Origin of the sequence: Citrobacter sp. UYEF32 (genome assembly GCF_040546205.1) — a bacterium.
GTDB classification, from domain to species: Bacteria; Pseudomonadota; Gammaproteobacteria; order Enterobacterales; family Enterobacteriaceae; genus Phytobacter; species Phytobacter diazotrophicus.
In genome coordinates, this window is the sequence record NZ_JBEPNI010000004.1 from 616,632 (window position 1) to 630,411 (window position 13,780).

14 protein-coding genes are annotated in these 13,780 nt (G+C 52.5%); 7 read left to right on the forward strand and 7 right to left on the reverse strand.

The genetic code is table 11. From position 1 onward, the window contains the following. Positions 1 to 156 precede the first annotated feature (156 nt). The 3 genes from zapG (at position 157) to degS (ending at position 3,254) form a co-directional block, all read left to right on the forward strand. Positions 157 to 555: a Z-ring associated protein ZapG gene (zapG, locus tag ABIB59_RS14310; protein ID WP_039077425.1), complete on the forward strand. Its 399-nt coding sequence runs from the start codon at positions 157 to 159 to the stop codon at positions 553 to 555. Positions 556 to 725: 170 nt separating this feature from the next. Beyond that, positions 726 to 2,096, forward strand: a complete 1,371-nt coding sequence (gene degQ, locus ABIB59_RS14315; protein WP_039077424.1) for a serine endoprotease DegQ — start codon at positions 726 to 728, stop codon at positions 2,094 to 2,096. A gap of 90 nt (positions 2,097 to 2,186) precedes the next feature. Beyond that, on the forward strand, positions 2,187 to 3,254 hold the full coding sequence (gene degS / locus ABIB59_RS14320; RefSeq protein WP_107223896.1) for an outer membrane-stress sensor serine endopeptidase DegS: 1,068 nt from the start codon (positions 2,187 to 2,189) through the stop codon (positions 3,252 to 3,254). An 86-nt stretch (positions 3,255 to 3,340) separates the two neighbouring features. On the opposite strand, the gene mdh is transcribed toward degS, so the two are convergent. Next, positions 3,341 to 4,279 carry a malate dehydrogenase gene (mdh, locus tag ABIB59_RS14325; protein WP_039077423.1) on the reverse strand — a complete coding sequence of 313 codons (939 nt, stop codon included), beginning with the start codon at positions 4,277 to 4,279 and terminating at the stop codon, positions 3,341 to 3,343. A gap of 404 nt (positions 4,280 to 4,683) precedes the next feature. Here mdh and argR point away from each other — a divergent pair, with 404 nt between their 5' ends. From argR to yhcN (ABIB59_RS14340), 3 genes are all read left to right on the forward strand, one after another. Continuing rightward, positions 4,684 to 5,154 (forward strand): transcriptional regulator ArgR, encoded by a 471-nt coding sequence (gene argR / locus ABIB59_RS14330; protein WP_039077422.1) that lies wholly within the window; start codon positions 4,684 to 4,686, stop codon positions 5,152 to 5,154. 361 nt (positions 5,155 to 5,515) lie between these two features. Next, positions 5,516 to 5,779 (forward strand): peroxide/acid stress response protein YhcN, encoded by a 264-nt coding sequence (gene yhcN, locus ABIB59_RS14335; RefSeq protein ID WP_039077421.1) that lies wholly within the window; start codon positions 5,516 to 5,518, stop codon positions 5,777 to 5,779. Between the two features lie 95 nt (positions 5,780 to 5,874). Then, positions 5,875 to 6,138 carry a peroxide/acid stress response protein YhcN gene (gene yhcN, locus ABIB59_RS14340; RefSeq protein WP_039077420.1) on the forward strand — a complete coding sequence of 88 codons (264 nt, stop codon included), beginning with the start codon at positions 5,875 to 5,877 and terminating at the stop codon, positions 6,136 to 6,138. A 60-nt stretch (positions 6,139 to 6,198) separates the two neighbouring features. On the opposite strand, the gene ABIB59_RS14345 is transcribed toward yhcN (ABIB59_RS14340), so the two are convergent. The 5 genes from ABIB59_RS14345 to aaeX form a co-directional block, all read right to left on the reverse strand. Beyond that, entirely contained in the window at positions 6,199 to 6,465 is a 267-nt protein-coding gene (locus tag ABIB59_RS14345) for a barstar family protein (protein WP_079497041.1), read from the reverse strand. A gap of 45 nt (positions 6,466 to 6,510) precedes the next feature. Next, positions 6,511 to 7,965, reverse strand: coding sequence for an NAD-dependent succinate-semialdehyde dehydrogenase (locus ABIB59_RS14350; protein ID WP_079497040.1), 1,455 nt, complete (start codon positions 7,963 to 7,965; stop codon positions 6,511 to 6,513). An 83-nt stretch (positions 7,966 to 8,048) separates the two neighbouring features. Continuing rightward, positions 8,049 to 10,016 carry a p-hydroxybenzoic acid efflux pump subunit AaeB gene (gene aaeB, locus ABIB59_RS14355; protein WP_039077417.1) on the reverse strand — a complete coding sequence of 656 codons (1,968 nt, stop codon included), beginning with the start codon at positions 10,014 to 10,016 and terminating at the stop codon, positions 8,049 to 8,051. Between the two features lie 5 nt (positions 10,017 to 10,021). Beyond that, positions 10,022 to 10,954, reverse strand: a complete 933-nt coding sequence (gene aaeA / locus ABIB59_RS14360; RefSeq protein WP_039077416.1) for a p-hydroxybenzoic acid efflux pump subunit AaeA — start codon at positions 10,952 to 10,954, stop codon at positions 10,022 to 10,024. A gap of 7 nt (positions 10,955 to 10,961) precedes the next feature. Continuing rightward, positions 10,962 to 11,165: a p-hydroxybenzoic acid efflux pump operon protein AaeX gene (gene aaeX, locus ABIB59_RS14365; RefSeq protein ID WP_039077415.1), complete on the reverse strand. Its 204-nt coding sequence runs from the start codon at positions 11,163 to 11,165 to the stop codon at positions 10,962 to 10,964. Between the two features lie 173 nt (positions 11,166 to 11,338). Between aaeX and aaeR the strand changes: the two genes are divergently transcribed. Continuing rightward, entirely contained in the window at positions 11,339 to 12,262 is a 924-nt protein-coding gene (gene aaeR / locus ABIB59_RS14370; RefSeq protein ID WP_079497039.1) for an HTH-type transcriptional activator AaeR, read from the forward strand. A 48-nt stretch (positions 12,263 to 12,310) separates the two neighbouring features. Here aaeR and tldD read toward each other — a convergent pair whose 3' ends face one another. Next, positions 12,311 to 13,756, reverse strand: a complete 1,446-nt coding sequence (tldD, locus tag ABIB59_RS14375) for a metalloprotease TldD (RefSeq protein ID WP_039077413.1) — start codon at positions 13,754 to 13,756, stop codon at positions 12,311 to 12,313. Positions 13,757 to 13,780 lie beyond the last annotated feature (24 nt).

The following is a 13,780-nucleotide window of genomic DNA, read 5'->3' on the forward strand; positions in this document are numbered from 1 at the left end:
CCCACAGGGTTGGCGAAAAAAAGGTCGTTCTACCCTACGCGATGCCGCGTCGGGATTCCACTTCTGCGCGAATAGCGGTTATAGTGGCATAATCAGGCGCAGGCAAGGAGCTTGCAGCTATTACCCTACGGAACCATAAGACAATGGGAGAAGTACATGACCTGGGAATACGCGCTAATTGGGTTAGTCGTCGGCGTCATCATTGGTGCTGTGGCCATGCGTTTTGGAAACCGGAAATTACGCCAGCAACAGGCAATGCAGTACGAGCTGGAAAAAAATAAAGCAGAACTTGAAGAGTACCGTGAAGAGCTGGTCAATCACTTCGCTCGCAGCGCAGAACTCCTCGACAATATGGCGCATGATTACCGCCAGCTTTATCAGCACATGGCAAAAAGTTCCAGCAGCTTACTGCCGGAAATGTCTGCTGAGGAAAACCCATTCCGTAACCGTCTGGCGGAGTCCGAAGCGGGCAACGATCAGGCACCGGTACAGATTCCTCGCGACTATTCCGAAGGTGCCTCCGGCTTGCTGCGCGGCAACGCAAACCGCAAATAATCACTTTATTACCGCATTTTTAACGGGCGCACAGGTTGCGCCCGTCTTGTCTTTATAATCACAGCTATCATTTAGTCATTAACCTCATTGTTACCCGATTGAAATTTCAATAACATCAAACTGTTTTGCATCGTTTTCCCTTTCACTTCAGGTTACGAGAGCCAGCATCAATGAAGAAACAAACCCAGCTGTTGAGTGCGTTAGCGTTAAGTGTCGGGTTATCTCTCTCGGCACCCATCCAGACTATGGCAGCGATGCCATCGCAGGTTCCAGGCCAGGGAGCGCTTCCCAGCCTCGCGCCAGTGCTGGAGAAAGTTTTACCTGCCGTGGTGAGCGTGCAGGTGGAAGGAACGGCGGTACAAGGACAGAAAGTCCCTGATGAACTGAAAAAATATTTTGGCGACGAGTTGCCCGAACAGCAGCAGGCTCAGCCTTTTGAAGGGTTGGGTTCCGGGGTCATCATTGATGCAGCAAAAGGCTACGTGTTGACGAACAACCACGTCATTAACCAGGCGCAAAAAATCAATGTCCAGCTCAACGATGGTCGCGAGTTCGAGGCCAAATTGATTGGCGGCGATGATCAAAGCGACATTGCGCTGTTGCAGCTACAAAACCCCAGCAACCTCACGCAAATCGCGATCGCCGATTCCGATAAGTTAAGAGTGGGTGACTTTGTCGTTGCCGTGGGGAACCCGTTCGGGCTGGGGCAAACAGCGACATCCGGGATTGTTTCTGCTCTGGGCCGAAGCGGACTTAATCTCGAAGGACTGGAAAACTTTATCCAGACCGATGCCTCGATTAACCGCGGTAACTCCGGCGGCGCATTGCTGAACCTGAACGGTGAGCTTATTGGCATCAACACAGCAATCCTTGCGCCGAGCGGCGGCAGCGTCGGTATCGGTTTTGCGATTCCCAGTAATATGGCACAGACACTGTCTCGCCAGTTGATTCAGTTCGGCGAAATCAAACGCGGCCTGCTGGGTATTAAAGGGACCGAGATGAGTGCTGATATCGCCAAAGCCTTTAACCTGAATGTGCAGCGTGGCGCCTTTGTCAGCGAAGTGTTGCCGAACTCCGGCTCAGCGAAAGCGGGCATTAAATCTGGCGACGTGATTGTCAGCCTTAATGACAAGCCGCTGAACAGCTTTGCCGAACTGCGTTCACGCATTGCAACGACGGAACCAGGCGCAAAAGTGAAGTTAGGCATCCTGCGTGATGGCAAACCGCAGGATATTGAAGTCACACTGGATAAGAGCACTTCGTCTTCCGCCAGCGCTGAACTGATCTCCCCGGCGCTGCAGGGCGCCTCGTTGAGTGATGGTCAACTCAAAGACGGTACGAAAGGTATCAATATTGAGAACGTAGAAAAAGGCAGTGCGGCTGCTCAGGCAGGCCTGCATAAAGACGATGTCATTATTGGCATTAACCGTACGCAGGTGCAGTCCATTGCCGAGCTGCGTAAGGTTCTTGAAACCAAACCGTCGGTAATTGCTCTGCAAATCATCCGCGGCAATGAAACACTCTATTTATTGCTACGTTAAGCAAATACGATCCCGGACATCACCGCTGCATGTGATGTCCGGAAAACTCGTGCTATGCTGCTGCGACTCCCTAATGACGACGCCTGCATCATGTTTTTGAAGCTCTTACGCTCGGTTGCAATTGGTTTAATGGTTGGTGGCATTATCCTCGCCGCCCTGCCTTCGCTACGCCAGCATAACCCGCTAACCGCAACGCAATTTGACAGTACCGATGAAACGCCCGCCAGCTACAACCCGGCGGTTCGCCGCGCCGCGCCCGCGGTAGTCTATGTCTATAACCGTAGTATGAATACGTCATCCCATAATCGTCTGGAAATTCGTACCCTGGGTTCCGGTGTGATTATGGATCAGCGTGGCTATATCGTTACGAATAAACATGTTATCAACGATGCAGACCAGATCATCGTTGCCTTGCAGGATGGCCGCGTTTTTGAGGCGCTTCTGGTGGGGTCAGACTCCCTTACCGACCTGGCGGTACTGAAAATTAACGCCACTGGCGGCCTGCCGGTGATTCCGATCAATCCGCGTCGTGTACCGCACATTGGTGATGTGGTATTGGCGATTGGTAACCCCTATAACCTGGGGCAAACCATTACTCAGGGGATCATCAGTGCCACCGGGCGTATCGGCCTGAACCCAACCGGTCGCCAGAATTTCCTGCAAACGGATGCCTCCATCAACCACGGCAACTCCGGCGGCGCGCTGGTGAACTCGCTGGGTGAGTTAATGGGTATCAATACTCTCTCTTTCGACAAGAGCAATGATGGCGAGACACCGGAAGGTATTGGTTTCGCTATCCCCTTCCAGCTCGCAACGAAAATCATGGATAAGTTGATTCGCGATGGTCGGGTGATCCGTGGCTATATCGGTATCGGCGGAAGAGAAATCGCCCCTATGCATACACAGAACGGCGGTATCGATCAAATTCAGGGAATCGTGGTTAATGAAGTCTCGCCAGATGGTCCGGCAGCCCGGGCAGGCATTCAGGTGAATGATGTTATTGTCAGCGTGAATGGTAAGCCTGCGATCTCGGCACTGGAAACCATGGATCAGGTCGCGGAAATTCGTCCCGGGTCAGAAATACCGGTTGAAGTGATGCGTGATGACAAGAAACTGAAACTACAAGTCACGATCCAGGAATATCCAGCGACCAACTAAAAGCGATAAAAAAACCGGAGCCCAATGAACTCCGGTTTTTTTGCGCGTCTCTGGAGGCAAACGGCGTACCAGACGGCGGCAGCTATTTATTTATTAACAAAATCTTCGCCGAGCTGAATATCTTTTTTCAGGGTTTCCAGCATCCCTTCCAGCGCCTGCTGTTCAAAGGCGCTTAATTTGCCAATCGACTGGCGTTCTTCAATACCATTTTTACCTAACAGCAGCGGCTGAGAGAAGAAGCGGGCATACTGGCCATCGCCTTCAACATAGGCACATTCAACAACACCTTTTTCGCCCTGCAACGCACGCACCAGCGACAGGCCAAAGCGCGCGGCTGCCTGGCCCATAGAGAGTGTTGCAGACCCGCCACCCGCTTTTGCTTCGACCACCTCAGTGCCCGCGTTCTGAATACGTTTTGTCAGATCGGCAATTTCCTGCTCAGAGAAGCTGACACCCGGAATTTGCGACAGCAACGGCAGAATGGTGACGCCTGAATGTCCGCCCACGACCGGCACTTCAACCTCGCCCGGCTGCTTACCTTTCAGCTCAGCCACAAAGGTATTGGAGCGAATGATATCCAGCGTTGTCACGCCGAACAGTTTGTTTTTGTCATACACACCGGCTTTTTTCAGCACCTCTGCGGCAATCGCCACCGTAGTGTTAACCGGGTTAGTGATCACGCCAATACAGGCTTTGGGGCAGGTTTTGGCAATTTGCGCGACCAGGTTTTTCACAATACCGGCATTCACATTGAAGAGATCGGAACGATCCATACCCGGTTTACGCGCGACGCCCGCGGAAATCAGCACCACATCCGCACCGTGCAGGGCAGGCGTTGCGTCTTCTCCAGAAAAACCTTTAATTTTCACTGCGGTAGGAATATGGCTGAGGTCAACAGCAACCCCAGGGGTTACAGGAGCAATATCATAGAGCGAGAGTTCTGAACCTGAAGGCAGTTGTGTTTTAAGTAGTAGAGCTAACGCCTGGCCGATGCCACCAGCTGCGCCGAGGACTGCAACTTTCATCATAAACTCCTTATTATGGTTAGCTAAATATTTTGTTACTCCATTGCGGCGACCTTAATTCACCCTGATAATTATGGCAACGAACCAGCCAAAATTCTGCGGCATGGCACGCTTTTAAAATATTATAATGGGCTTTCACGACCGTCGGACCGGCAAACCAAGCAACTAAGATTGAGAGTTTACAATATAGCGCTGATATCCATCTAAACAATATCATTTCAGTAACATTTATTTTACTTTTGCTTGAATTTGCGACACATGACACAGTAGGTTCCATAACGTAATTTGATAAAATTTACGTGAACTATAAGAAAATTTGAGTTATTTCCACAGTAGATTATTTGCATAAAAATTCATCCATGTGCATAATAATGTAGTTTTCACGGCCTTAATACGGGTGACTTATGCGAAGCTCGGCAAAACAAGAAGAATTAGTTAAAGCGTTTAAAGCGCTACTTAAAGAAGAGAAATTTAGTTCTCAGGGAGAGATTGTTCTGGCGTTACAAGAACAGGGCTTTGACAATATCAATCAGTCTAAAGTGTCCCGCATGTTGACTAAATTCGGCGCGGTGCGTACGCGCAACGCCAAAATGGAGATGGTGTACTGTTTGCCTGTCGAAATGGGTGTTCCAACCACCTCCAGCCCGCTCAAAAATCTGGTGCTTGATATCGATTACAACGACGCCGTTGTTGTTATTCATACCAGCCCAGGCGCTGCACAACTGATTGCGCGCTTACTGGACTCGCTGGGCAAAGCGGAAGGTATTCTGGGTACTATTGCCGGTGACGATACCATTTTCACTACCCCGGCAAGCGGCTTTACGGTCAAAGAACTTTACGAAGCCATCCTCGTTCTCTTCGAACAAGAGCTTTAATTCCTTCCCCCGGTTTCGTGCCGGGGAAGTGCCTCTGTTAGGGTCACACCTCTTTCTGATCCCCTTTGCTTTAACACAATGTGCGAATTTCTGTCGCATTTCATTCACGCAATGAATGTTTTCGCACAAAAAATCAAAATCACACATCCCCTTGATTTTAAATATTAAAAAATAAAACCCCGCTCAAAATCACCCGTTTTTTATGCCTTTTTGACTATAAAAAAAGGTTTCTTTACCACTTACTTACAATAGTAATAATTAGCTCAGTATTAATTTTACACGTTATTAGTGTATACTTGATTTTGTGATGAGGGTCACGAAACAAAGCCCTCAGGAATTAAGATTCGACGAGGTAAGCATTATGAAAATCAAATCAACTGTAGCAACACTCAGCATCCTTTCTGTTCTGTCATTTGGCGCATTTGCAGCAAGCTCTATCGATGCTGGCCAGGCGCAAAATCGCCAATCATTAGGCACCGTCTCCGTCGGTGGCATTGCATCATCCCCGATGGATATGCGTGCGGAACTGAACAAAAAAGCTGAAGAACAGGGTGCGTCTTCTTATCGCATCATCGAAGCACGTACCGGCGATAGCTGGCATGCCACTGCTGAACTGTATAAATAATTAACCGACAACCCTATGTCATCATCACTCAGCGGCACCAGGCATAAAAATAGCGGTATAAACCTTCTCGCCGTTGAGTATTGAGGAGAAAGACAATGAAACGTAACGCAATCATCGCAGCCCTTGGTTTAGCTTCACTGATCTCTTTTGGTGCCAGCGCAGCCACCCAACTGTCCGATAACCAAACACAAAACATGCAGGCCATTGGGACCATTTCTGTTTCCCAGACCGCAAGTTCTCCAATGAGCATCCGTGACGAATTATCTGCTAAAGCGGACGCGGCAGGCGCGAAAGCCTACCACGTGACCGAACTCCAGGAAGGTGATACCTGGCACGCAACGGCGGAACTCTACAAATAAACCCTCGTCGTCTACTCCGACGACTTGCCCCCGCCTGTCGGGGGCTTTTTTTGTGCTGCATTAGCGCACGTTAAAACGCAACTGCCCTTCCAGTTCTTCCTCCGCTTCATCAAACAGCAGAATGAGCGCGCCGAAACGCCGCCGCAGTGTTTCGCTAAGATGAATGAACTCAATTTCAACCGGCAACGGCAACTTTTCCGTCACCACTATCCATAATGAATCCAGATCGGTAATGTTTGCCCCATTGAGAGCAAACCGGCGGGAAAATTCGCGATAGAACTTACTTTGCGTGTCGATCTCAGCAAAATCGAAGGTATAGGTATTCATTGTCCGCCATCCAGCCCTGTCGGGCGGCTTACGCCACCCGTTTCACTATAATCCCCCGAGATGCAGGGTTTTGACTTCCATAAACTCTTCCAGCCCCAGAACGGAGCCTTCCCGCCCCAGGCCGGACTCTTTTACACCGCCAAAGGGGCCCAGCTCAGTGGATACCGCGCATTCATTGATACCAATCATCCCACTTTCAATCGCCTGGGAGACGCGAAATACGCGGGATAAGTTTTGGGTGTAGAAATAGGCTGCAAGACCAAACGGCGTTGCGTTAGCGCGCTGGATAACTTCATCCTCGGTCGTAAAGCGAAAACAGGCGGCGACCGGGCCAAACGTCTCTTCGTTCGCAAGCTTCATGCCATCGCTACAATCCCCCAGGACGGTGGGCTGCCAGAAATTCCCCCCCAACGCGTGCGCTTTACCCCCAGCCAAAACTTTCGCCCCTTTTGCGACGGCGTCTTCCACGTGTTCACGCACTTTACCCACCGCAGAAGATTCAATAAGCGGGCCGACCACCACACCGTCGTCAAGACCATTCCCGACTTTAAGGGCATTGACCGCCTCTGCCAGTTTCTGCGTGAAGGTGTCATACACCGACTCATGAATATAAAAACGGTTAACACTCACGCATACTTGCCCGGCATTACGGAATTTATTGGCAACCGCCCCTTTTACCGCCGCATCAATATCTGCGTCTTCAAAGACGATGTAAGGCGCGTTGCCCCCGAGTTCCATGGAGACTTTCTTCATGGTTTCAGCCGCGTTACGCACCAGCGTTTTACCGACGGCGGTAGATCCAGTAAAGGAAATTTTGCGTACATCATGGCTCGCCATGATCGCATCGCTAATTTCCGATGTATTCCCGGCAACTGCATTTAGCACACCGTCCGGCACGCCCGCTTTTTTCGCCAGCGCCAGCAGCGCAAAGGCACTGAGCGGCGTGTTATTGGCGGGTTTAATCACGCCCGTACACCCTGCGGCTAACGCGGGTCCCAGCTTACGGGTCAGCATCGCCATCGGGAAATTCCATGGGGTTATCGCTGCCACAACGCCAATGGGTTCGCGGGTAGCAAAAATACGCGATCCGGGTTTTATCGGCGGGATAATTTCGCCATTAGCACGCTTCGCTTGCTCGGCGAACCATTGAATAAAGCTTGCAGCATAGTCCACCTCACCTTCGGCTTCTTTTAAGGGCTTGCCCTGTTCGGTGGTCATCAACCTTCCCAGCCAGCTTTTGTTTTCAATGATCAATTCGTACCAGCGATAAAGGATAGCGGAACGCTCTTTTGCCGTTTTCGCACGCCAGGCGGGAAAAGCCCTGGTGGCTGCGGCGATAGCGGCCTCCGTCTCTTTTCTCCCGGCTTTTGCTACCTTTGCGACAACCTCGCCGGTCGCCGGGTTCAGTACGTCAAATGTCGTGTCCAACGATTTCCAGACGCCATCGACAAGATAGCCCGTCTGGAAAAGTTCGCTGTCCTGCAATGCCTGCGTTGTCATTTGTCCTCCTGATCTGTGATTTACAAAAGCTCCCGTAAAGTATAGCCATAAAAAAACCGACGCTTCTGGCGTCGGTTTTGGGTCTAGCTGCTGGTGAGCGCATGCTGATATTTGTGTAACATTCCGGTAAGTCGTTTTACCGGCTCGGTCACCTGCGGCGGCGCATCCCAGTGCTGCAATTTCGCCTGATAGACTTCCAGCTCCTCCAGCAACTGCGAGAAATAGTGCCGTCGTCTGCTGTCAGATCGGGCGGAGATGACGCTGTCAGCCGTACGGCGAAGCTGTCGATGGAACGCCGAAAGCTCATCATTCACCGGTACAGGCGCATCACGTAAACGCTGATGAGCAATGATCAATGTCAGCGCCAGGCGGAATTTCGCCACATCGCCAGGGAATTTATTCAACAGTAAAAAAAGCTGCTGATAGAGCGCAGGAAGATGGTTCTCTTTACGTCGCGCGCTGTTGGTTGTCATCGCCGAAACGGCCGCCGAGACAAACTGATTGAGCAACATCCGTCCGGTACGTGCCTGCGAATTATCCCGCACCAGCAAAATAACGATCAGCGCCAGCCCGCAGCCGATAATTTGCCCGAGCGCGCTATCAAGAAATTGGCTGAACTTAAACGTCATCGGGTTATCAAGCACGATAATGTTGATGGTACTTGCCAGCGCCCCCAGCGAACCCAGCCGCCGTTTCTGCACCTCGACACCGGCAAAAAAAGCCAGTACAGCCAGGCTGATGCAGAGCAATAGCATGCTCTGCTGCGTCGAAGGGATGATAAACAGAAAATAGAGCGCACCGACCGGCAGGGCGACCAACGTCCCTATCAGAAAATCAATGGCTACCATTTTCGGATTTGGCAGACGCATTGCCAACGACGTCACCACCGCGATCATCACCATGGTTCCACTGCCGGAAGTCCAGCCGCTCCACAACCAGAATAAGGTTCCTAATCCGCAAGATAGAGTGGTACGCCAGAAGTTGACCATCGCATGATGGCGTTCCGCCGATGCCGGTTTGATAACCACTTCGCCGCGCAGGACTTCTTCTTCCGTCGCACTGATTTTGGTGTTGCTCACCACGCCGCGTTTGAGCAGCAAATACCGTGTTGCCGCCCCCACCCAGCTATAGATGGTGACTGGTGTTTCACGTTCACCGGTCCAGGCAATCACCCGGCGCATCCGCTTCATTTGTCTATGCACATCCTGAACGGTTTCTACGGGCTCATCGAACAGTTCGCGGAACGTGTCGGTAATCAATTCGGGTCGCGTATTTTGGATCAGATACGTTTCACAGGCCTGGGTAATCAGGGTAAGCGACAACGTATTGATCGCTGTCAGACGGCGGTTGGCGCGCCCCCAGCGGGAAGATTCAATTTTCAGGTTGCTGCGCATCCCTTCCAGGGCAGTCGTGCGCCGCACCAGCGCTCCCCAGGCTTTATCCACGTCTTCAGGGTCGCCATGTTTAATGCACAACTGCATTAGCTGGTATTGGGCCACCAGCAAACTGTCCAGCTCGCGGTCAATCTCGCGTTTAATCGAACGGGGAGAAAACAGCAAATCTGCCGCAATGGCGCAGACAATACCGATAACGATTTCACTGCAACGCTCAACGGCAAACTGAGGGGCCAGCAGCGGTTCGCTCTGGATCGTCACAACAATAATCAGCGCCGTATAGCCTGCCAGTCCCCAGGCATAAGAGTTCTCCACCCGGACGAGCGAAGAAACCCAGGTACAAAACCCCGCCCAGATACAGCAGACCGTCAGCATCAGGAATGGAGCGCGGATCATGGCGATGATGATGGTCAGACCGGCGATAGAGCCAATAAAAGTACCGACAATACGCAGCATACCGCGATAACGAATCGCACCCGACCAGGGTTCCCCCCCGGCAGCAAAAGCCGGACCTGCCGCCACAATCGCCGCCGTCAATACTGCCCAGCGAGGTGTTTCCAGTTGGAAATGAAAACCGACAAACAGCGCCAGTACGATAGCGCATGCGAGTTTGAGGGCGAAGCGAACGTGGTAGCTGGCGATGGAAAACATAGCCATAGGGATTAACCAAATTCACGCAGGCGATGAGCCAGTTTACGGAAAAAGGAGTCGTGGCTCTCATCGCGATCGGTTTGCCCCGTTACCACAACCGTTGCCGTCGTGCCTGCTGGCCAGAGATTCCCCTGCTGCTCATCCAGGCGAATACGTACCGGCACGCGTTGCGCCAGACGTACCCACTCAAGATTCGAATCAATGGTCGCCATCCCTTTGCTGTCATTGCTGCTGCTGGCATTGGTCACCCCGGCGGCCACGCTCTCTACCGTGCCTTTCAGAACCCGGTTACTGCCCAGCGGGGTGATTTCGGCCCGGAAGCCAGGATGAACGCCCTCCAGTTTGGTCTCTTCCATATAAGCCTGAACATAGAAGGAGTTCTGCTTGACCAGCGCGACGGCCGTTGAACCACGGGTAATAAACTCCCCGGCGTAGACATTGAGGTTGGTAACCCAGCCGTCTGCCGGTGCGCGAATCACCGTGCGTTCCAGATCCAGTTTTGCCAGGTCGCGTGTGGCCTGCGCTTTCGCCAGTTGATGTAATACTGTCTGCAGGACGTTGTTGGCCTGATCGATTTCTTCACGGGACATCGCCTGAACGCCAAGCTGGTTACGGCGGCCTGCTTCACGGCGCTTTTCACTTTCCAGCGCCTGGTAGTAAGCGACATCCGCTTCTGCCTCTTCCAGCGCTTTCTGATAACGCGGCTGATCGATGGTGAACAGCACCTGGTCTTTTTTAACCAGTTGGTTATCGTGAACGCTGACGTCGGTAATTAATCCGGCGACGTCAGGCGCGATAGCGACCACGTCGGCGCTAAAGCGCGCATCGCGGGTCCAGGGGGATTCTGTGTAGTACACCCATGCGCGGAAAATAGCGATGAAAGCGAGGATAACCAGCGCCAGGGTGATGGCGGTACGAAAGAAATTTCTTGTTAGTGTTTTCACTTCTACCTCAAACAAACAGACGCGACAGCAGGTAAAACAAGCAGCAGTAGAGCGCAGTATTGAACAACGCCGGATGCCAGACAAAATCATAGATCCCGGTTGGGATCAGCATGCGGCGCACCAGCCAGAAGATCGCCAGTGACAAAAGCAATTCAAAAAAAATCGGTGGGAACGACAGACCGAACACCACGATAACGGGAAACAGACTCATGTTGACCTTGATTAGAGAGAATGCAGGCGACAATATTTCTTATACGCACCGCAGCGGAGCAGGAAGCAAGGCGAGATCGGCACGTTAATTATTCAGCGAATAGTATATTAACGTAACTGTTATGCTGTTATCTATATTATGTGATCTAAATCACTTTTAAGCCAGAGTGAATAATGGAACGACTTAAACGCATGTCGGTATTCGCCAAAGTGGTGGAACAAGGCTCGTTTACTGCCGCGGCCCGGCAGTTGCAAATGAGCGTATCTTCCATCAGTCAAACGGTGGCGAAGCTGGAAGATGAGCTACAGGTTAAGCTGTTAAACCGCAGTACACGCAGCCTTGGGCTCACCGAAGCCGGGAAAATTTATTATCAGGGTTGCCGACGCATGCTGCATGAAGTGCAGGATGTCCATGAACAGCTTTACGCCTTCAATAACACGCCCATCGGTACGCTGCGCATTGGTTGTTCTTCAACCATGGCGCACAATGTTCTGGCGCAGATGACCGCCGCGATGCTGAAAGAGTACCCCGGTTTATCGGTGAATCTGGTGACGGGCATTCCCGCACCGGATCTGATTGCCGACGGGTTGGATGTCGTCATCCGGGTGGGCGCGTTGCAGGATTCCAGCCTGTTTTCACGTCGTCTGGGCGCGATGCCGATGGTCGTCTGCGCGGCTAAAAGTTATCTGACCCAGTACGGTGTTCCGGAAAAACCCACGGATCTTGTTAATCATTCATGGCTGGAATACAGCGTCAGACCAGATAATGAATTTGAGCTGATCGCACCAGAGGGCATTTCCACTCGCCTGATCCCCCAGGGCCGCTTTGTCACCAACGATCCGATGACCATGACACGCTGGCTTACCGCCGGGGCCGGGATCGCCTATGTACCGTTGATGTGGGCGATCAACGAGATCAATAACGGGACGCTGGAGATCTTGTTCAGCCGCTATCAGTCCGATCCGCGTCCGGTATGGGCTCTGTATACGGAAAAAGACAAACTGCCGCTAAAGGTGCAGGTGTGTATTAACTATTTGACGGATTATTTTAACGAGGTCGCGAAGCTGTATCAGGGCGTACAGGGGCGGAGATTGTAGGATGCGATCCCGGATGACGGCACTGCGCCATCCGGGAATAAACTGAACTTACGCCGTCCCACCGACGGTCAGGTTGTCCACTTTCAGCGTCGGCTGACCGACACCCACCGGCAGGCTCTGGCCTTCTTTGCCGCAGACACCGACGCCGTTATCCAATTTCAGGTCATTACCCACCATGGAGATCTGCTGCATGGCTTCAATGCCCGAGCCAATCAGGGTTGCCCCTTTCACCGGCTTCGTCACCTTGCCTTTTTCAATCAGATAGGCCTCTGAGGTAGAGAACACGAACTTACCGGAGGTGATATCCACCTGACCACCGCCAAAGTTCGGCGCATAAATACCAAACTCGACCGACTCGATGATCTCCTGCGGCGTTGATTTCCCTGCCAGCATGTAGGTGTTGGTCATACGCGGCATCGGCAGATGCGCATAGGATTCGCGACGACCATTACCGGTTGGCGCAACGCCCATCAGACGGGCATTCAACTTATCCTGCATGTAGCCTTTCAACACACCGTTTTCAATCAGCACATTGTACTGGCCCGGCGTACCTTCGTCGTCGATAGAGACGGAACCTCGGCGATCGGCAATGGTGCCATCATCAACAACAGTACAAAGCTCAGAGGCTACCAGCTCGCCCATGTGACCACTGAATACTGACGTGCCACGGCGGTTAAAGTCGCCTTCCAGACCGTGCCCGACCGCCTCGTGCAGCAATACGCCCGGCCAGCCAGCGCCCAGCACCACAGGCAGTGTTCCGGCAGGCGCCGCCACAGCAGAGAGATTCACCAGTGCCATCCGCACGGCTTCTTTTGCCCAGGCATCGGCACGGACATCGCCATCGACATCTTTCAGGAACCAGTCATAGCCAAAACGACCGCCGCCACCGCTGGAGCCGCGTTCGCGTTTGCCGTCATCTTCCACCTGCACACTCACGGAGAGGCGTACCAGCGGGCGAACATCCGCCGCCAGCGTACCGTCCGTCGCGGCAACCAGAATTAATTCATACACACCGGTCAGGCTGGCGGACACTTCCTGTACACGCTTATCCGCTGCTCGGGCCACTTTGTCGACGCGGCGCAGAATATCCAGCTTCTCTTCCCGGCTCATGCTTTGCAGCGGGTCAATGCTGGCATAGAGTCCCTGATGCTCAACGGCGCCGAGCGTTTGCACGCGCCCATCGCCCGACTCACGCACGATGGTACGTGCCGCCTGCGCGCTCTGCTCCAGCGCCAGCAGACTAATTTGGTCAGCGTAGGCAAAACCGGTTTTCTCGCCGCTTACCGCACGCACACCAACGCCCTGGTCGATGTTGTATGACCCGTCTTTGATGATACTGTCTTCCAGCACCCAGGATTCGTGATAGCTCGACTGAAAATAGAGGTCACCGTAGTCGAGTCGGCGCTCGGTCAATTGACCAAGGATGGAAAATAGATCCTGATGATTCAGGCCATTCGCTGCGAGCAATTGTTCACTTACCAGGTTCAGACTCATCGTTTGCTACTCGTCGTTGCCGCC